The organism is Bradyrhizobium sp. BRP22, assembly GCF_020194175.1.
Lineage (GTDB): Bacteria > Pseudomonadota > Alphaproteobacteria > Rhizobiales > Xanthobacteraceae > Bradyrhizobium.
Window position 1 is genome coordinate 16,503 of sequence record NZ_JADYVX010000033.1, and the last position, 17,349, is coordinate 33,851.

A 17,349-nucleotide genomic window follows, 5' to 3' on the forward strand; every position below is an offset into this window, starting at 1 on the left:
CGCATCCGCGGATCGTCCGTCCCGGGTTGCGCTGCGCTCCACCCGGGCCACGATTCACGCAATGACGGGAAGTTGAAGATATGGCGTGATTTTGCGCACTGGCTCGGCCAACCGAATCTCCGCACAATCGCCCGCCAATTTCAGTGAACTTGCCGATGCGATCGCTGCTCCTCATCGCCGCCCTTCTGTTATCGCCCGCGCTGGCGCAGGCCGCCGACATCACCGGCGTGCCGAAGATCCGCGAGGGCGATCACATCCAGATCGGCACCGCCCGCATCCGGCTCGGCGGCATCGACGCGCCGTCCACCGACCAGCTCTGCCTCAACATCCATGGCGAGCGCTGGACCTGCGGCGTCGCCGCGCGCGACGAGCTGATCAAGCACGCCGGCAACAAGAGCTGGACCTGCCATCCCCGCGCGACCGACCGCCGCGGCCGCACCGTGGCACGCTGCGAGGCCGAGGGCGAGGACATCCAGAAATGGCTGGTGGCAAACGGCTGGGCGCTCGCCTATACGCGGCTGTCGCACGACTACGAGGCCGACGAGAAAGCCGCGCGCGAAGCCAAGCACGGCATGTGGCAGGGCGCCTTCATCGCGCCGTGGGACTGGCGCATCCGCAACAAGAAGACGTCGATCCTGGGCGCCGTGAAGCCGCCGGAGAACGCCCGCACCATCCTGCTCGCCTCCGCCTCGGGGCCGGTCGCGCCCTCGCCGGACTGCACCATCAAGGGCAATGTGAATACCGCGGGCGAATGCATCTATCACACGCCGCAAAGCCGCTGGTACGCCAAGATCCAGATGAAGATCGCCAAGGGCACGCGCTGGTTCTGCTCGGTCGAGGAGGCGGAAGCCGCCGGCTGCCGCGAGACAAGACGGTGAGCAGGCTCTAAACTGGCTGCGCAACCTCGGTTCGAGAGCGCATCACGGTGACAGAGCTCGACGACAAGGCGCAACCTTCGGCGCGGCGGAAACGGGTCCGGCGCATCCAATTGCTGCTGGTCTTGATGCTCGCGCTCTACGGCCTCGCCGCCTATCTGGTGCTGCCGGCGCTCTGGACTCATCACGAGCACCAGAAGGGCCTCGCCAATCTGCCGATGGTGACGCGCACCGCGCAAGGGATTCCCGGCGACCCCATGAATATCGGATTGATCGGCGACAAGTATGACGTGGTCTGCGCCATGCACGCCGCGGGCTGGTACCCCGCCGATCCGATCACGCTGAAATCATCGATCGAGATCGTCGGCAGCGTGCTGCTCGACCGCCCCTATCGCGACGCGCCGGTCAGCAATCTCTTCTATCTCGGCCGGCGCGAAGACCTCGCCTTCGAGAAGCCGATCGGAAACAGCGCCGATCGGCGCAATCACGTGCGGTTCTGGAAGGTGCTCGACAAGGGCGAGGAAGGCCGCCCGGTGTGGCTCGGCGCCGCCACGGAAGATCGCAGCGTCGGCGTCAGCCACTATACCGGCGCGATCACCCACCACATCAGTCCCGACCTCGATGCCGAGCGGGCGCTGCTCATGGCCGACCTGGAAAAAGCCCGCATGGTGAGCGCCAAATATCAGGTCACAGGCATCGGCCCGACGATCGCGGGCCGCAACGGCGGCGGCGACCTCTATTACACCGACGGCGAGATCTGGATCCTGCGGCTGGTGGAAGCATGCAAGCCGCGCGACGGGCCGGCGACCACGATCGCGAGCCCGCCGGCGATCGAGATCAAGGATCAGATCTGGCATGCAGTCGCCAACGCGATTGGAAAATAATGCTTCTCCTGCCGTCATTGCGAGGAGCGAAGCGACGAAGCAATCCATGCCTCCGCAAGTGTTGAGATGGATTGCTTCGCTTGCGCTCGCAATGACGGTTCCGATCCAATATCATCAGTGGACTTGAATCTCCTGTCGCCATCCTGCATGCAAAGCCTGTCTCCGTGACGCAGCCGTAAGGAACAACAACAATGACCGTTCGCGCGGGCCGGGAATTTCTGGCCATCCCCGGACCCACCACGATGCCCGACGAGGTGCTGCAGGCGATGCATCGCCCGGCGCTCGATATCTACTCGGCAGAGATGGTCGAACTGACCGAGAGCCTGCTGCGCGATCTCTCGAAACTGTTCGCCACCAGGGGCAAATCCTACATCTACATCGCCAACGGCCATGGCGCCTGGGAGGCCGCGCTCTCGAACGTGCTGTCGCGCCGCGACAAGGTGCTGGTGCTGGAGAGCGGGCGCTTTGCGATCGGCTGGGGTCTTGCCGCATCCGCGATGGGCGCCGAGGTCGAAGTGCTGAAGGGCGACTGGCGCCGCGCGATCCGACCCGCGGAAGTGGAAGAGCGGCTGCGGCGCGACAAGGAGCACGCGATCAAGGCGATCCTCGCGGTGCAGGTCGACACCGCCTCCGGCGCCTATAACGACATCGAGGCGATCGGCAAGGCGGTCAAGGCGAGCGGCCATCCTGCCCTGTTCATGGTCGATACCGTGGCCTCACTCGGCTGCATGCCGTTCGAGATGGACGCCTGGGGTATCGACGTTGCGATGTCGGGCTCGCAAAAGGGCCTGATGACGCCGCCGGGGCTGGGCTTCGTCGCCGCGAATGCACGCGCGCAGGACGTGCACAAGCGTGCCAATCTGCGCACGCCCTATTGGGACTGGACCGAACGCGAAGGCACCGAGCACTATCGCAAATATGCCGGCACCGCGCCGGTGCATCTGTTGTTCGCCTTGCGCAAGGCGATCGACATGCTGCATGCCGAGGGACTGCAGAACGCGCATCTGCGCCATCGCCTGCTTGCGGAAGCGGTGCGGCGCGCCGTTACGGTGTGGGCAGAGGGCCAGGTGCTCGGCTTCAACATCACCGAGCCTGCCGAGCGCTCGAACACGGTGACGACAGTCACCATGAACGGCCATGACCCGGCGGCGCTGCAGCGCTATTGCAAGGAAAAATGCGGCGTCGTGCTCGGCACCGGCATCGGCGACCTGCAGGGCCAGGCCTTCCGCATCGCCCATATGGGCCACGTCAACGCGCCGATGATCCTGGGTACGCTCGGCGTGGTCGAGGTCGCGCTCAACGCACTCGGCATCCCCCACGGCAAGGGCGGAACCGAAGCCGCGATCGAATGGCTGGGCGAAAACGTGCGCGCCTGACCGCATCTGGCAATCCACCCATTCGAACCGATATATGTCTCGATGACATCTCGTTCCGACGGTGGCCGTCATTGCCGGGCTTGACCCGGCAATCCATCATCTTGCGAAAAACGCCTTTCTTGGGTGGATGCGCGGGTCAAGCCCGCGCATGACGAGCGAAGGGACCGGCGGAACGCAAAAACCAAACGAGGGTCGAGTGGATCAATCCGCTACCAAGAAACCTGCCCACCCCGCGCCCGTCGCGCCGCGGCGGCCGCATTCCTTCACGCGGCACGGCATCACCGTAACCGACGATTATGCCTGGCTGAAGGATCCGAAATGGCAGGAGGTGCTGCGCGATCCTTCGATCCTCGATCCCGACATTCGCAACTATCTCGAAGCCGAGAACGCCTATACCGAGAGCCTGCTCGGCCACACCGCACCTCTGCAGAAGAAGCTGGTCGCGGAGATGCGCGGGCGGATCAAGGAAGACGATTCCAGCGTGCCCTCGCCTGACGGGCCGTTTGCCTATTTCCGCAAATTCCGCGACGGCGGGCAGCATGAGCTGTTCGGCCGCATGCCGCGCGACGGCGGCGAGGCGCATTTCGTGCTCGACGGTGATGAGCTGGCGAAATCCTCCGACTATTTCAGGTTCGGCGGCAGCCGGCATTCGCCCGACCACAGGCTGCACGCGTGGAGCGCCGACACCAAGGGCTCTGAATATTTCTCGATCCGCGTGCGCGACTGGGCAACGGGCAATGATCTCGACGACATCGTCGAGGAGACCGACGGCGGCGTGGTGTGGAGCGCGGACGCGAAGAGCTTCTTCTACGTCAAGCTCGACGACAATCATCGCCCGATGCAGGTGTGGCGGCATCGGCTCGGCACCAGGCAAGCGGATGACGCGCTCGTCTACGAAGAGCAGGACTCCGGCTGGTTCACCCATCTGCATGAGAGCGCGAGTGGGCGCTTCTGCGTGATCGCGGGCGGCGATCACGAGACGTCGGAGCAGCGGCTGATCGATCTTGCCAATCCCGAGGCGCCGCCACGGCTGATCGCCGAGCGCGAAGAGGGCGTGCAATATTCGATTGCCGACCGCGGCGACGAGCTGTTCATCCTCACCAATGCCGATGACGCGATCGACTTCAAGGTGGTGACGGCGCCGCTCGGCTCGCCCGAGCGCAAGAACTGGCGCGACCTGATCCCGCATCGTGAAGGCATCTACATCATCGATCTCGAACTGTTCAGCGGCCACATGGTGCGGCTGGAGCGCGCCAATGCGCTACCGGCGATCGTGATCCGCGATCTCGCCAGCAGCGAGGAGCATGCGATCGCCTTCGACGAGGCCGCCTACTCGCTCGACACCATGGGCTCGTACGAATTCGAGACCACGAATTTGCGCTTCTCCTATTCGTCGATGACGACGCCTTCGGAAGTCTACGACTACGATATGACGAAGCGGACGCGGGTGTTGCGCAAGCGCCAGGAGATTCCGTCCGGCCACGACCCGGCCGATTACGTCACCACCCGCATCATGGCGATCTCGCATGATGGCGCAGAAGTCCCGGTCTCGATCCTGCACCGCAAGGATTTCGTCCGCAACGGCAAGGCGCCGCTCCTGCTCTATGGCTACGGCTCCTACGGCATGGCGATGCCGGCCTCCTTCAGCACCAACCGCCTGTCCTTGGTCGATCGCGGCTTCGTCTATGCGATCGCCCATATCCGCGGCGGCGCCGACAAGGGCTGGGGCTGGTATCTCGACGGCAAGCGCGAGAAGAAGACCAACAGCTTCGATGATTTCGCGGCGTCCGCCCGCGCGCTGTGTGAGGCAAAGTACACCAGCGCAAAACGCATCGTCGGCCACGGCGGCTCGGCCGGCGGCATGCTGATGGGAGCGGTTGCGAACCGCGCCGGCGAATTGTTCGGCGGCATCGTCGCCGAAGTGCCGTTCGTCGACGTGCTCAACACCATGCTTGACGATACGCTGCCGCTGACGCCGCCGGAATGGCCGGAATGGGGCAACCCGATCGAGAGCGAAAAGGATTTCCGCACCATCCTGTCGTACTCGCCCTACGACAACGTCGCAGCGAAGGACTATCCCGCGATCCTCGCGATGGGCGGATTGACCGATCCGCGCGTCACCTATTGGGAGCCGGCAAAATGGATCGCGCGACTGCGCGCGACCATGACCGGCGGCGGGCCGGTGCTGCTGCGCACCAACATGGGCGCCGGACACGGCGGCGCATCCGGCCGCTTCAACCGTCTCGATGAAGTCGCGATCGTCTACGCGTTCGCGCTGTGGGCGGTGGGATTGGCGGAAGCGAAGATATCGTAAGTGAGCCCTCGCTCTCTCCCCACGTCATCCCGGGCTTGACCCGGGACCCATCGCCACCGAACTTCGTTGTTGACCTGAACCGTAACTCCGAGTCTTCGTCGCCATGACTGCCTGTGGTTATGGGTCCCGGATCGGCGTTCGCTTGCGCTCACTTGTCCGGGACGACAGTTCAGAGGAAGCCCAATGCCGCGCTATACCAAGACGGATTTCCCTGTCGACAACGTCAGGCGCTTTCTCGAGCCGGGGCCGATCGTGCTGGTCTCCTCCGCGCACAGAAGTGAGACCAACATCATGACCATGGGCTGGCACATGATCATGGAGTTTCAGCCCTCGCTGATCGGCTGCTACATCTGGGACGCCAACCACTCCTTCGAACTGATCCGCCGCAGCAGGCAATGCGTGATCAACGTGCCGACCGTCGAGCTGGCGCCGACGGTCGTGAAGATCGGCAACAGCTCGGGACGCAACATCGACAAGTTCGCCGAGTTCGGTTTGACGCCCACGCCCGGCGAGCAGGTGCGCGCGCCGTTGATCGAGGAGTGCTACGCCAATTTCGAATGCCACCTGGTCGATTCAAGCCTGATCCGGAAATACAGCCTGTTCGTGCTTGAAGTGGTGAAGGCGCATGTTGCGGCCTCGCCGAAATATCCGAAGACCATTCACTATCGCGGCGACGGCGAGTTCATGATCTCGGGCGAGAACACGCGGAAGTATCGCAAGCTGTTCAAGCCGGAGATGTTGTAGCGGCGATTGAATCGGCTGCGGATTGGTTTCACCTCTCCCGCTTGCTTGCGGGAGAGCGTAGCCCTCCTTCGGGGGAGTCCCAATGCGGAGACACCCTCACCCCAGCCCTCTCCCGCAAGCGGGAGAGGGAGTGCAGCATCCCTGAATGCCATGACGCAATTCTCACGGGTTCGTATAGGCGGTCTTCACGGTCGTGTAGAACTCGGCCGCGTATTTGCCCTGCTCGCGCGGACCATAGCTGGAGCCCTTCCGGCCGCCGAACGGGACGTGGTAGTCGACGCCGGCGATCGGCAGGTTGACCATCACCATGCCGGCCTCGGCGTTTCGCTTGAAGTCACTGGCGTATTTCAAACTGGTGGTGCAGATGCCCGCGGACAGGCCGAACTCGGTATCGTTTGCGGTCGCCAGCGCCTCGGCATAGTCATTGACGCGAATGACGCCCGCGACGGGTCCGAAGATCTCCTCGCGTGCGATCCGCATCTTGTTGGTCACTTCGGTGAACAGCGCCGGCTGCAGATAGAAGCCGGGCGCATCGCGCTTCAGCCGCTCGCCGCCGAACGCCAGCTTGGCGCCCTCGTCCTTGCCGATCGAGAGATATTTCAGGTCCTGATCGAGCTGGTTCTGGTCAACGACCGGGCCGATATCGGTGCCGGCCTTCAGGGCGTCGTCGACCTTGAGGCCGCTCAGACGTTCGGTGAGCGCGGCGACGAACTTGTCATGAATGCCCTTGGTGACGATCAGGCGCGAGGCCGCCGTGCAGCGCTGGCCGGTGGAGAAGAACGCGCTGTTGGCGGCGCATTCGACGGCGACCTTCAGGTCCGCATCGTCGAGAATGACCAGCGGATTCTTGCCGCCCATCTCGAGCTGGAATTTCTTCATCGGCCGCGATGCCACACAGGCCGCGGCGACCTTTTGGCCCGTCGCCACCGATCCGGTGAAGCTGATCGCGCTGACATCGGGATGTTCGAGCAGCGCGGCGCCGACCTCGGAGCCACGGCCGATCACAAGGTTAAGCACGCCCTTGGGCAGGCCGGCACGCTGCAGGATATCGACCAGCGCCCAGGTCGAGCCCGGCACCAGGTCAGCCGGCTTGATCACGACCGTGTTGCCATAGGCGAGCGCGGGCGCGATCTTCCAGGCCGGAATCGCGATCGGGAAATTCCAGGGCGTGATCAGGCCGACCACGCCCAGCGCCTCGCGGGTGATCTCGACGTCGATGCCGGGCCGCACGGACGAAAGCTTTTCGCCGGCCATGCGCAGGCACTCGCCAGCAAAGAATGCAAAGATCTGCCCCGCACGCGCCGCCTCGCCGATGCCTTCGGGCAAGGTCTTGCCTTCCTCGCGCGACAGCAGGCGGCCCAATTCATCCTTGCGCGCGAGGATTTCATCGGATGCTTTCTTGAGGATGTCGTAGCGGACCTGCGGCGTCGCCCGCGACCACGCGGGGAATGCCGCCTTGGCGGCTGCGACCGCGGCATCAAGCTGGGCGCGGGTGCCGCGCACGGCCTCGCCGACGATGTCGTTGGTATCGGATGGATTGACGTTGGGCGAGCGTGCGCCGTCAGACATCCATTCGCCGTCGATCAGATTGTTGAACATCAGCATGGCTTCCTCCGTCCTGGCCGGTCTTGGTGCCGGCCATATGCTTGAAAGTGGATCAGCGCCCGTTCTTTTTCCGCCACGCCGCGAAATCGGTCAATGTCTGCGGATCCGTGGCGGGATAGAGGCCGAAAATGCCGCGGCCGTTGTGGACCTCCTCGGCGACAAAATCCTCGAATGCGGTCATCTCGAAGGTTTCATCGGCGATCTCGTCGGCGAGATGCGCGGGGATGACGATGACGCCGTCGCTATCGCCGAGGATCACATCGCCGGGGAACACCGGCGCGTCGCCGCAGCCGATCGGAACGTTGATCTCGATCGCCTGGTGCAGTGTCAGGTTGGTCGGCGCGCTCGGCCGGTGATGATAGGCGGGAAAGCCGAGCCTGGCGATCTCGGCGGAATCGCGAAAGCCGCCATCGGTGACGACGCCGGCAACGCCGCGCTTCATCAGGCGCGTCACCAGGATGGCGCCGGCCGAGGCGGCGCGCGCATCCTTGCGGCTGTCCATCACCAGCACCGCGCCGGGCGGGCAATCCTCGATCGCCTTGCGTTGCGGATGCGAGCGATCGCGAAACACGTCGAGCTTGTTGAGGTCTTCGCGCGCCGGCATGTAGCGCAGCGTGAAGGCCTCGCCGACCATGGTCGGCTGGTCCGGGCTCAAGGGGTGGACGTCCTGGATGCACTGGATGCGGAAGCCGCGCTTGTAGAGCGCGGTGGCGACGGTGGCGGTGGAGATGGATTTCAGCTTGTTGCGGGTGGCGCCGCTGAGTTTGGACATGGTTTGATCCTCTTGTCATTCCGGGGCGCGAAGCGAACCCGGAATCTCGAGGTTCCGGGTTCGATGCTTCGCATCGCCCCGGAACGACGGAGTTAATAAATCGACGGCTCCTCCACCGGTTTGCCGAAACCGCTTTCCAGGAAATCGAAATCGCAGCCTTCATTGGCCTGTTTGATGTGGCGTGAGAACATCCAGCCATAGCCGCGCTCGTAGCGGCGTTCCGGCGGCTTCCAGGCGGCGCGGCGACGTTCGAGCTCTTGCGCTGGAACATCCAGCGTGATGCTGCGGGCGGCGACGTCGAGGGTGATGCGGTCGCCGTTCTGCACCAGCGCGAGCGGGCCGCCGACGTAAGCTTCGGGCGCCACATGCAGGATGCAGGCGCCGTAGCTGGTGCCGCTCATGCGCGCATCCGAAATCCGCACCATGTCGCGCACGCCTTGCCGCACGAGTTTTGTGGGAATCGGCAGCATGCCCCATTCCGGCATGCCCGGCCCGCCTTGCGGCCCTGCGTTGCGCAGGATCAGGACATGATCAGCCGTCACATCCAGATCGGGATCGTCGACAGCTTTTTTCATCGAAGGGTAATCGTCGAACACCAGCGCCGGGCCTGAATGCTTCAAAAAGCGCGGATCGCAGGCACTCGGCTTGATCACGCAGCCATCGGGGGCGAGGTTGCCCTTGAGCACCGCGAGCGCGCCCTCCTTGTAGATCGGGTTCGCGACCGTGCGGATGACATCGTCGTTATAGACTTCGGCGCGGGCGATGTTTTCCCCCAGCGTCCCGCCGGTCACGGTCAGGCAGTCGAGGTGCAGATGATCCCTGATCCGGTTCATCAGCGCCGGCAGACCGCCAGCATAGAAGAAATCCTCCATCAGATAGAGATCGCCGCTCGGGCGGACATTGGCGATCACAGGCACCTTGCGGCTCGCCTTCTCGAAATCGTCAAGCCCGATCTCCTGCCCGGCACGGCGCGCCTGCGCGATCAGATGGATGATCGCATTGGTCGAGCAGCCCATCGCCATCGCGACCGTGATGGCATTTTCGAAGGCCTCTCGCGTCTGGATCTGTTGCGGGGTCAGATCCTCCCATACCATTTGGACGATGCGGCGGCCGCATTCGGACGCCATCCGGATGTGCCCGGCATCCGCCGCTGGAATCGACGAAGCGCCCGGCAGCGTCATGCCGATGGCTTCGGCGATCGCCGTCATGGTGGACGCGGTGCCCATGGTCATGCAGGTGCCGTAGCTGCGGGCGATGCCGGCTTCCATGTCGACCCAGTCGCGGTCCGAAATCTTCCCGGCGCGCCGCTCGTCCCAGTATTTCCAGGCGTCCGACCCCGAGCCGAGCGTGCGGCCCTTCCAATTGCCGCGCAGCATCGGGCCGGCCGGCAGATAGATCGTCGGCAGGTTCATGGAGGTGGCGCCGAGCAGCAGCGCCGGCGTGGTCTTGTCGCAGCCGCCCATCAGCACGACGCCGTCGACCGGATGGCCGCGCAACAGTTCTTCCGCATCCATCGCCAGCATGTTGCGATAGAGCATAGTGGTCGGCTTCAAAAACGATTCCGACAGCGACAGCGCCGGCAGTTCCAGCGGGAAGCCGCCTGCCTGGAACACGCCGCGCTTGACGTCGTCGACGCGGCTCTTGAAATGCATGTGGCAGGGCTGGGCGTCCGACCAGGTGTTGATGATCGCGATCACCGGCCGGTCCTTCCACTCCTCCGGCGCGTAGCCCATCTGCATGGCGCGCGAACGGTGGCCGAAGGCCCTGAGATCATCGGGCGCGAACCAGCGCGCGCTGCGGAGCGTCTCCGGGCTTTTCTTTCTTGTCATTTTGCACCTGTCCAGGAACCCTTTCGAAGTCATGTCACAGAGATCGTGGGGCCGGCAAGTGCGTATTGCTTCCACGTGATGATACGCTCTAGCATTGGGTTGCCCCGGGCGGCGACCACACCCACCGCCTGGTTCGGACAGAGAAGGCCGCAGCCGCACAGATGACGCTCACAACCAGACTCGCCATCGCCATGATTGCGCTGGTTGCGATCGCAGTGGGCGCGGTCGCGTGGCTGAGCTATCGCAACCTGGAACAAGCGTTCGTGCCGCGCGTGCTCGACCGGATCGAGACGCATTCGCGCTTCGTCGCCGGCGACCTCGTCTCCTATACCGACAGCGCGCGCACCGACATCGTGATCTTTCGCGATCTTGCCTCAGTCGTCGGCATGATGCGGGCCCGTCTCAATGACGGTACGGATCCGGTCGATCATGTCGGCGAGGCGCTGTGGCGCGAGCGGCTGGAAAGCCGCCTTGCCGCGCAGCTTGCGATCAAGCCGGCCTATGCGCGGGTGCGCTACATCGGCGTTGCCGATGGCGGCCGTGAAATCGTCCGCGTCGACCGTTCGGGAGCGGACGGCGCCGTTCGCGCCGTGCCGGAAGCGGAGTTGCCGCGCGCCGGCGATGCGCCCTATGTCCGCGATGCGCTCGCGCTTGGTATCGGCGGGATCTATGTCTCGCCGGTGGAACTGGACAAGGATGCAGGCGCAGCGCAGCCCGCGGCGATCCTGCGGGTGGCGACACCGGTGCCGGCGGCCGACGGCAAGCCGTTCGGGATCATCCTGATCGAGATCGACATGCGCGGCGAGCTGGACCGCGTGCGCGGCTCGGTGCGGCCGGGCGAAACGGCCTATGTGGTCGACAGCAGAGGCAACTACCTGATCCATCCCGACCGCGCGCGTGAATTCGGCGGAACGGGAGCCGACTGGCGGCGCGACTTTCCCTATCTGGCGTCGTCGGCGGATACGACGCAGGGCTTCTCGCGCATGGTCGAAGGTGCGGGCGGACGGCCGAACGGCGTGGCGCTGGCGCCCGCGCTGCTCGCCGGCAATGAATGGATCGCGGTGATCGAGATGGCGCCGAACGCGGTGTTCATGGCGCCGGCGGCGACGATCCGCAACAGCTCGATCGTGGTTGGCCTGCTCGCCGTGCTGGCCGCGGCGGGCCTTGCGATCCTGATCGCAAGATCGCTGATGCGGCCGATCAGGCAATTGACGGCGGCGATCGAGAGCGTCGCCGAAAAGGGCACGGACGCGATCCCCGTCGATGCGCCGGGCGAGACCGGCGTGCTGGCGCGCGCCTTCGTGCGCGTGATCAACGAGGCGAATGCCAAGACGGTTGCGCTCGAGCGCGAAGTGGTCGAGCATCTGCGCACCGAAGCCGCGCGCGACCGCCTTGCGGGGCGCGAGCGCCTGTTCAGCGCCGCGGTCGAATCCGCCAACGACGCCGTCATCACGACGTCGCTGGATGGCACCGTCACCGGCTGGAATCCGGCCGCCGAGCGCCTGTTCGGCTATGCCGCAACCGAGGCGGTGGGCCGGCACATCTCGCTGATCGTGCCGCCCGACCATGCCTTCGAGACAGATGACGTGTTGCGCCGGATCGGCTGGGGCGAAACCATCGCCAACAACGAGACCGTGCGGCTGCGCAAGGATGGCACGCCGGTCGAGGTCTCGCTCTCGATCTCGCCGATCAAGTCGGCATCCGGCGCCATCATCGGCATCTGCAAGACCGCGCGCGACATGACTGAAAGCCGCAAGGCGCAGCAGAATCTGCTGGAGAGCGAACAACTGGCGCGCGGCATCATCAACAGCGCGCTCGACGCCTTCGTGCAGATCGATCAGAACGGCATCATCCGCTACTGGAATCCACAAGCGGCAAGCATCTTCGGATGGACCAGCGAGGAGGCGCTCGGCAAGAACGTGTTCGAACTGCTGGGGCGGCCGGACGGCCCGCTCAGGGCGGCGCTGGCGGCCTTCCTGAAAACGGGCGGCGTCCAGGTGCAACAGCCGCGCCGCGAGGTGCTGATACGGCGGCGCGACGGTACGGAGTTCACCGCGGAACTCAGCATCGCCGCGCTGAAGACCCGCGACGGTTTCGTATTCAATGGCTTCGTCCGCGACCTCACTGACAAGATCGCCGCCGAGGAGCGGATGCGGCAGGCCGAGAAGATGGAGGCCGTCGGCCAGCTCACCGGCGGCATCGCGCATGATTTCAACAATATCCTCACCGTCATCACCGGCACGATCGAGATCCTGGCCGATGCGGTGAAGCACGAACCGCAACTGGCCGCGATCACCAAGATGATCGACGAGGCGGCGGCGCGCGGCGCCGAGCTCACGCAGCATCTGCTGGCATTCGCCCGCAAGCAGCCGCTGGATCCGCGCGAGGTCGATGTCAACCTGCTGATCGTCGAGACCACCAAGCTGCTGCAGCGGACGCTCGGCGAGCATGTCGAGATCGAATCGATCTTCGAGGACGAGACCTGCCTTGCGATCGTCGACCCCAACCAGCTCGTCACCGCGATCCTCAACCTCGCGCTCAATGCTCGCGATGCGATGCCTGATGGCGGCAAGCTCGTGCTCGAGACAGGCACCGTCTTCCTCGACGAAACCTACGCCAAACTGCAGGGCGACGTCCGTCCGGGGCGCTATGCGATGATCGCGGTGAGCGACACCGGCACCGGAATCCCGGCCGACATCATCGACAAGGTGTTCAATCCGTTCTTCACGTCGAAGGGACCCGGCAAGGGCACCGGGCTTGGCCTGAGCATGGTCTACGGCTTCATCAAGCAGTCGGCCGGACACATCAAGATCTACAGCGAGGAAGGCCACGGCACCACGGTCAGGATGTACCTGCCGCCCGCGACCAGCGCGACGGCGACGATCGAGACGGCGCCCGCAGCAAAACTCGAGGGCGGCAACGAGACCATCCTCGTCGTCGAGGACGACAAGCTGGTGCGCGACTATGTGCTGACGCAACTGCACTCGCTCGGCTATGTCACGCTGGATGCGGCGAACGCCGCGGCGGCGCTGGCGATCGCCCGCGCGGACCGGCCCTTCGACCTCCTGTTCACCGACGTGATCATGCCCGGCATGAACGGGCGCCAGCTTGCCGAGGAGATCCGCAGACTGAAGCCCGACGTGAAGGTGCTGTTCACCTCGGGCTATACCGAGAACGCCATCATCCATCACGGCCGGCTCGACGAAGGCGTGCTGCTGCTGGCAAAGCCCTATCGCAAATCGGACATGGCGATCATGATCCGCAAGGCGCTGGGCGCGTAGGTGCGACGGATTGCAACAACTCGCGCAACAATCACGCTGTCGTCCCGGCCTCGAGCCGGGACGACATGCTACAACACATTAAGCAGAGCGCTGCTGTTGCTGCTGCGCGGTCATCACGATGCGCACGAGGTCAGCGGCATTCCTGGCACCGAGCTTCTTCATGATGTTGGCGCGATGGTCCTCGATCGTGCGCGGGCTGATGCCGAGGGAACGCCCCGCTTCCTTGTTGGAAGCGCCCGCCGTGAATTGTTCCAGCACCTCGCGCTCGCGCCGCGTGAGCGGCTCGCGCCCCGGAAAATGCAGCGTCGCAATTCGCGACGCGGAACTGTCGGCCTGCCGCCGCGTATAGGCGCCGATTGCCTCATCGAGGCGAGCGACGATTTCGCTGCCGCGGAACGGCTTTTCGATGAAGTCGAGCGCGCCGTTCTTGATGGCACTGACGGCCATCGCGATGTCGCCCTGCCCCGAGATCATGAAGATCGGCGCCGGATAATCCTCGCCGTGCAGTTCCCTTAGGATATCGAGGCCGGATTTGCCGGGGATGTGGACGTCGAGCAGGATGCAGGCTGGCGTCCTGGTTCGCGCCACCGACAACAGCGCGGCGCCGTCGGCAAAGCAGATCACCTGATAGCCGGCTGCGGACAGAACCATCGAAAGCGTGTCGCGGACGGCGGGATCGTCATCGACTACGAAGATCTCCCCACGGGAGGAAACACTCTCAGCCATAGGTCATTCGTCCCTGAGTGGTGAAACCTGGCAAACCGAAACCATGACTCCGCTCGACATCGCATCGAATTGGCCCGTATTTGTACGGGACGATGGCTTAACGCACAAGTAGCACCGCGGTCCCTAAAGGTAGGGTACAGTGGAGAATGCGCATGCAGAAAGCCGCAGAAAACAACATTGCCACCGAGACCGTCGAGGGAAACGACGCCTATCGATCGATCGTCTCGGACCTGAAGTGCCTGATCGGGCAGGTGCAGGCGAGCCTGTCGCGGGTCGAGAGCGCGATCGCCTGCGAAGCCTCGCTGGCGTCCGCGGAGGCCATCGACGATGACATTATCGTGCTGGACGACATCACACCGCGCTATGCCAGAGCGGGCGAGGTGTTGAAGGCGTGCGACGCCGATCTCGGCGCCGCCCTTGAGTTCCTGCTCGAAGTGAAGGCAATGGAGCACCGCCTGAACTAGCTTGCGGTTTTCGGTTCCCTCGCATGGCAGTGGTGGTGGCGTCGCAGCTCCGCCGGCGATGCGGCGCCTCAGGAATCGATAAGTTCGGCCGTCGTGGTGGGGCGCTTTTTCATGGGCTTGCCGCGGATGAACTGGATGTCCATCTCGGTGCCGTTGACGCGGACCAGTTCGCAGCGGCGATAGGCGAGCCCGGTCGAAGACAGCAGCAGGAAGAACTCCTTAAGGTTAAGGCCCTGGATGGAGCCTTCGACGGTCAGGACCGCGTCATTCTCGGAGATGGCGTTGAGCACGCAATTGCGCCGCCAGGTTCCATCGATGGCCATGATGCATACGTCATAACCGCGGCTGAATGTCACCCGATCCGTTCCGCTGCCTGCTTCCTTCATCTGTCAGCGTCCTCCGATCACGGCCATCCTGGGCGTGGCGGCGGGCGCCATCGGAGCGGCCGCTGGCCGCGCGCCGGTCGGCCGATAGAGGCCGCGCTTCTCAGGACAGGGTTTGAAGACGTCGGTCAGGCCGACGACGGTTTCTGCGGCGCCGAGCACCAGGAAGCCATCGGTCTCGAGCGACCTGGCGAGGCGGCTGAAGATGTTAATCTTGGTGTCCTGGTCGAAATAGATCAGCACGTTGCGGCAGAAGATGACGTCGAAAGTGCCGAGCTGCGCGAAGTCATGCAGCAGGTTGAGCTGTCGATGCTGCACCATGGCGCGGATGTCGGCATTGATCTGCCAGAGCTCGCCGTTCTGCTTGAAGTACTTGACCAGCAACTGGATCGGCAGGCCGCGCTGCACTTCGAACTGGCTGTAGATGCCGGCCTTGGATTTCTCCAGCACCTCCTGCGACAGATCGGTCGCGAGAATCTCGGTGCGCCAGCCCGCAAGCTGCGCACCCATCTCCTTCAGGCACATCGCCAGCGAATACGGCTCCTGCCCGGTCGAACCGGCAGCGCACCAGATCCGGATCGTCCTGCGGCTCGACCGCGCCTTCAACAGTTCCGGGATGATCGCATTGCGGAAATGATCGAACGGCGCCTTGTCGCGGAAGAAGAAGGTCTCGTTGGTGGTCATGGCTTCGACCGCCTGCGCGATATGGCTGGCCGAGCCGGCCTTCATCTTCTGCACGAGATCGTCGATGCCGGAGAGGCCGCATTTGCGCGACAGCGGCAGCAGCCGGCTTTCGATCAGATATTGCTTGTCCGCGGACAGGTCGAGACCGGAATGGTCCTTGAACAGTTTACGCAGATACTCGTAGTCGGGAGAATTCACGACAGCCTCTTCAGGAAAGGGATGACACGATCAGGCGGGTATCGAGGCTGCGATGAGACCGACCTCGTGGAATTTGGCGGTGATGATGTCCTTGTCGAACGGCTTCATGATGTATTCGTCGGCGCCGGCCTCGAGCGCACGGGAGATGTGATCGATGTTGTTCTCGGTCGTGCAGAACACGACCTTGGGCAGGTCGCCGCCCGGCAGCCGGCGCAACTGGAGCAGGAATCCGTGGCCGTCCATCACCGGCATGTTCCAGTCGAGCAGCACCGCCGTCGGCATGGCGCGCTTGCAGGCATCCAGCGCCCGCTCGCCGTTCTCGGCCTCGATGATCTGGAAATCGAGCTCTTCCAGGATGCGCCGCGCGATTTTCCGCACCACCCTGGAATCATCGACGACCAGGCAGGTCCGCAATTGCTCGCTGGTCCGGGGATCGTCCATCTGAATTCGCCTCTCGACTGTTCTTGTAGATCCTGGTCAATCGATAGACGCCAGCGGGCTCACAACCGCTTAATTTTACCGTCCGTGCGAATACGGATGGCATATTGATACCGCGCGAGGGCGCGGTGCCCGATGACGCGATCGATGGCTGCCGCCCGTCCGGGCTCGAAGGCAATGGATTCGTTGGAGTTTTGGTATGCGAGGGCGTGCCGGCCCGCTCAGGCCGCGGCGCGCTGCTGCTCGCGCTGCATCAGCTTGCGGATTTCCTTGAGCGCCTTGTAAAGCGCGCCGCTCGCCACGTGCTGGTTAACCAGGTCGAGCGCCTCGCGCGCACCGGCATCGGCCTCCCGCAACTCCTTGGCGAAGCCGAGATAGGCGGTCCGATAACGCTGGACGTCGTTCTTCAGATACATGGTCTGGACGCAGTGGTAGAGCCGCCGCGCCGGGGTATTGGCGGTCTCCGCGGTCACGGTGTCCCGTTCGCGCAGGATCGGCGCTTCGCCGTCGATCAGGAAGGAAGTGCGGGTGCCGGAGTTGATCAGCACGGTCTCGCCGATGACGATCCGTTCAAACGGCTTCAGCTCGACGCGTAACGGCATGATCGTCTCCTTTTCTAGGCAACGGCTTTTCTAGGCAACGGCGGGGGGCGTCTAGCCGCCCTCGATCTTTGAAGTCCTGGTCGCGCGAACCGGCGATGGACGGGCCGCCGTCCCGTGTCGCGATCGTTCAGTCCGAAAGCGGCGGAGTTGCCTCCGCCGCTTCCGTGTTCGGTT

Annotated in this window: 15 protein-coding genes; 7 read left to right on the top strand and 8 right to left on the bottom strand. The window is 64.2% G+C overall.

Features of this window, described 5'->3' with window-relative positions; translation table 11 throughout:
- Positions 1-155: 155 nt before the first annotated feature.
- The 5 genes from I6F35_RS30600 (at position 156) to I6F35_RS30620 (ending at position 6,193) form a co-directional block, all read left to right on the top strand.
- Positions 156-878, top strand: coding sequence for a thermonuclease family protein (locus tag I6F35_RS30600; RefSeq protein ID WP_225121362.1), 723 nt, complete (start codon positions 156-158; stop codon positions 876-878).
- 125 nt (positions 879-1,003) lie between these two features.
- Complete coding sequence (locus tag I6F35_RS30605; protein WP_225121429.1) at positions 1,004-1,759, top strand: LssY C-terminal domain-containing protein; 756 nt, start codon at positions 1,004-1,006, stop codon at positions 1,757-1,759.
- A 191-nt stretch (positions 1,760-1,950) separates the two neighbouring features.
- The gene (locus tag I6F35_RS30610; RefSeq protein WP_225121363.1) at positions 1,951-3,135 is read left to right on the top strand and encodes an aminotransferase class V-fold PLP-dependent enzyme; all 1,185 of its coding nucleotides are present in this window, start codon (positions 1,951-1,953) and stop codon (positions 3,133-3,135) included.
- A gap of 196 nt (positions 3,136-3,331) precedes the next feature.
- Positions 3,332-5,449, top strand: coding sequence for a S9 family peptidase (locus I6F35_RS30615; RefSeq protein ID WP_225121364.1), 2,118 nt, complete (start codon positions 3,332-3,334; stop codon positions 5,447-5,449).
- A gap of 183 nt (positions 5,450-5,632) precedes the next feature.
- On the top strand, positions 5,633-6,193 hold the full coding sequence (locus tag I6F35_RS30620) for a flavin reductase family protein (protein WP_225121365.1): 561 nt from the start codon (positions 5,633-5,635) through the stop codon (positions 6,191-6,193).
- Positions 6,194-6,355: 162 nt separating this feature from the next.
- Here the strand turns inward: I6F35_RS30620 and I6F35_RS30625 are convergent, their stop codons facing one another.
- The 3 genes from I6F35_RS30625 to araD all read right to left on the bottom strand — a co-directional run bounded on the left by I6F35_RS30625 (position 6,356) and on the right by araD (position 10,399).
- A complete protein-coding gene (locus I6F35_RS30625; RefSeq protein WP_225121366.1) occupies positions 6,356-7,798 on the bottom strand; it encodes an aldehyde dehydrogenase family protein in 1,443 nt (480 codons plus the stop codon).
- 52 nt (positions 7,799-7,850) lie between these two features.
- Entirely contained in the window at positions 7,851-8,570 is a 720-nt protein-coding gene (locus I6F35_RS30630; protein WP_225121367.1) for a ribonuclease activity regulator RraA, read from the bottom strand.
- A gap of 92 nt (positions 8,571-8,662) precedes the next feature.
- Positions 8,663-10,399 carry an L-arabinonate dehydratase gene (araD, locus tag I6F35_RS30635; RefSeq protein WP_225121368.1) on the bottom strand — a complete coding sequence of 579 codons (1,737 nt, stop codon included), beginning with the start codon at positions 10,397-10,399 and terminating at the stop codon, positions 8,663-8,665.
- 161 nt (positions 10,400-10,560) lie between these two features.
- Here araD and I6F35_RS30640 point away from each other — a divergent pair, with 161 nt between their 5' ends.
- A complete protein-coding gene (locus I6F35_RS30640; RefSeq protein WP_225121369.1) occupies positions 10,561-13,680 on the top strand; it encodes a PAS domain S-box protein in 3,120 nt (1,039 codons plus the stop codon).
- A 78-nt stretch (positions 13,681-13,758) separates the two neighbouring features.
- Here I6F35_RS30640 and I6F35_RS30645 read toward each other — a convergent pair whose 3' ends face one another.
- Positions 13,759-14,406 carry a response regulator gene (locus tag I6F35_RS30645; protein WP_225121370.1) on the bottom strand — a complete coding sequence of 216 codons (648 nt, stop codon included), beginning with the start codon at positions 14,404-14,406 and terminating at the stop codon, positions 13,759-13,761.
- 152 nt (positions 14,407-14,558) lie between these two features.
- Here I6F35_RS30645 and I6F35_RS30650 point away from each other — a divergent pair, with 152 nt between their 5' ends.
- Positions 14,559-14,870 carry a hypothetical protein gene (locus I6F35_RS30650; protein ID WP_225121371.1) on the top strand — a complete coding sequence of 104 codons (312 nt, stop codon included), beginning with the start codon at positions 14,559-14,561 and terminating at the stop codon, positions 14,868-14,870.
- A 68-nt stretch (positions 14,871-14,938) separates the two neighbouring features.
- Here I6F35_RS30650 and I6F35_RS30655 read toward each other — a convergent pair whose 3' ends face one another.
- The 4 genes from I6F35_RS30655 to flbT form a co-directional block, all read right to left on the bottom strand.
- On the bottom strand, positions 14,939-15,256 hold the full coding sequence (locus I6F35_RS30655) for a PilZ domain-containing protein (protein WP_225121372.1): 318 nt from the start codon (positions 15,254-15,256) through the stop codon (positions 14,939-14,941).
- A gap of 3 nt (positions 15,257-15,259) precedes the next feature.
- Positions 15,260-16,135, bottom strand: a complete 876-nt coding sequence (locus I6F35_RS30660) for a protein-glutamate O-methyltransferase CheR (RefSeq protein WP_225121373.1) — start codon at positions 16,133-16,135, stop codon at positions 15,260-15,262.
- 30 nt (positions 16,136-16,165) lie between these two features.
- Entirely contained in the window at positions 16,166-16,549 is a 384-nt protein-coding gene (locus tag I6F35_RS30665) for a response regulator (protein WP_225121430.1), read from the bottom strand.
- 245 nt (positions 16,550-16,794) lie between these two features.
- Positions 16,795-17,175 carry a flagellar biosynthesis repressor FlbT gene (gene flbT, locus I6F35_RS30670; protein ID WP_225121374.1) on the bottom strand — a complete coding sequence of 127 codons (381 nt, stop codon included), beginning with the start codon at positions 17,173-17,175 and terminating at the stop codon, positions 16,795-16,797.
- Between the last annotated feature and the right edge of the window lie 174 nt (positions 17,176-17,349).

Bases quoted from the DNA above. Each gene is read 5' to 3' on its own strand.
- I6F35_RS30610 (WP_225121363.1), top strand. From the start codon at position 1,951: ATGACCGTTCGCGCGGGCCGGGAATTTCTGGCCATCCCCGGACCCACC.
- I6F35_RS30620 (WP_225121365.1), top strand. From the start codon at position 5,633: ATGCCGCGCTATACCAAGACGGATTTCCCTGTCGACAACGTCAGGCGC.
- I6F35_RS30605 (WP_225121429.1), top strand. From the start codon at position 1,004: ATGCTCGCGCTCTACGGCCTCGCCGCCTATCTGGTGCTGCCGGCGCTC.
- I6F35_RS30625 (WP_225121366.1), bottom strand. From the start codon at position 7,798: ATGCTGATGTTCAACAATCTGATCGACGGCGAATGGATGTCTGACGGC.
- flbT (WP_225121374.1), bottom strand. From the start codon at position 17,175: ATGCCGTTACGCGTCGAGCTGAAGCCGTTTGAACGGATCGTCATCGGC.
- I6F35_RS30640 (WP_225121369.1), top strand. From the start codon at position 10,561: ATGACGCTCACAACCAGACTCGCCATCGCCATGATTGCGCTGGTTGCG.
- I6F35_RS30650 (WP_225121371.1), top strand. From the start codon at position 14,559: ATGCAGAAAGCCGCAGAAAACAACATTGCCACCGAGACCGTCGAGGGA.
- I6F35_RS30630 (WP_225121367.1), bottom strand. From the start codon at position 8,570: ATGTCCAAACTCAGCGGCGCCACCCGCAACAAGCTGAAATCCATCTCC.
- I6F35_RS30655 (WP_225121372.1), bottom strand. From the start codon at position 15,256: ATGAAGGAAGCAGGCAGCGGAACGGATCGGGTGACATTCAGCCGCGGT.
- araD (WP_225121368.1), bottom strand. From the start codon at position 10,399: ATGACAAGAAAGAAAAGCCCGGAGACGCTCCGCAGCGCGCGCTGGTTC.
- I6F35_RS30600 (WP_225121362.1), top strand. From the start codon at position 156: ATGCGATCGCTGCTCCTCATCGCCGCCCTTCTGTTATCGCCCGCGCTG.
- I6F35_RS30645 (WP_225121370.1), bottom strand. From the start codon at position 14,406: ATGGCTGAGAGTGTTTCCTCCCGTGGGGAGATCTTCGTAGTCGATGAC.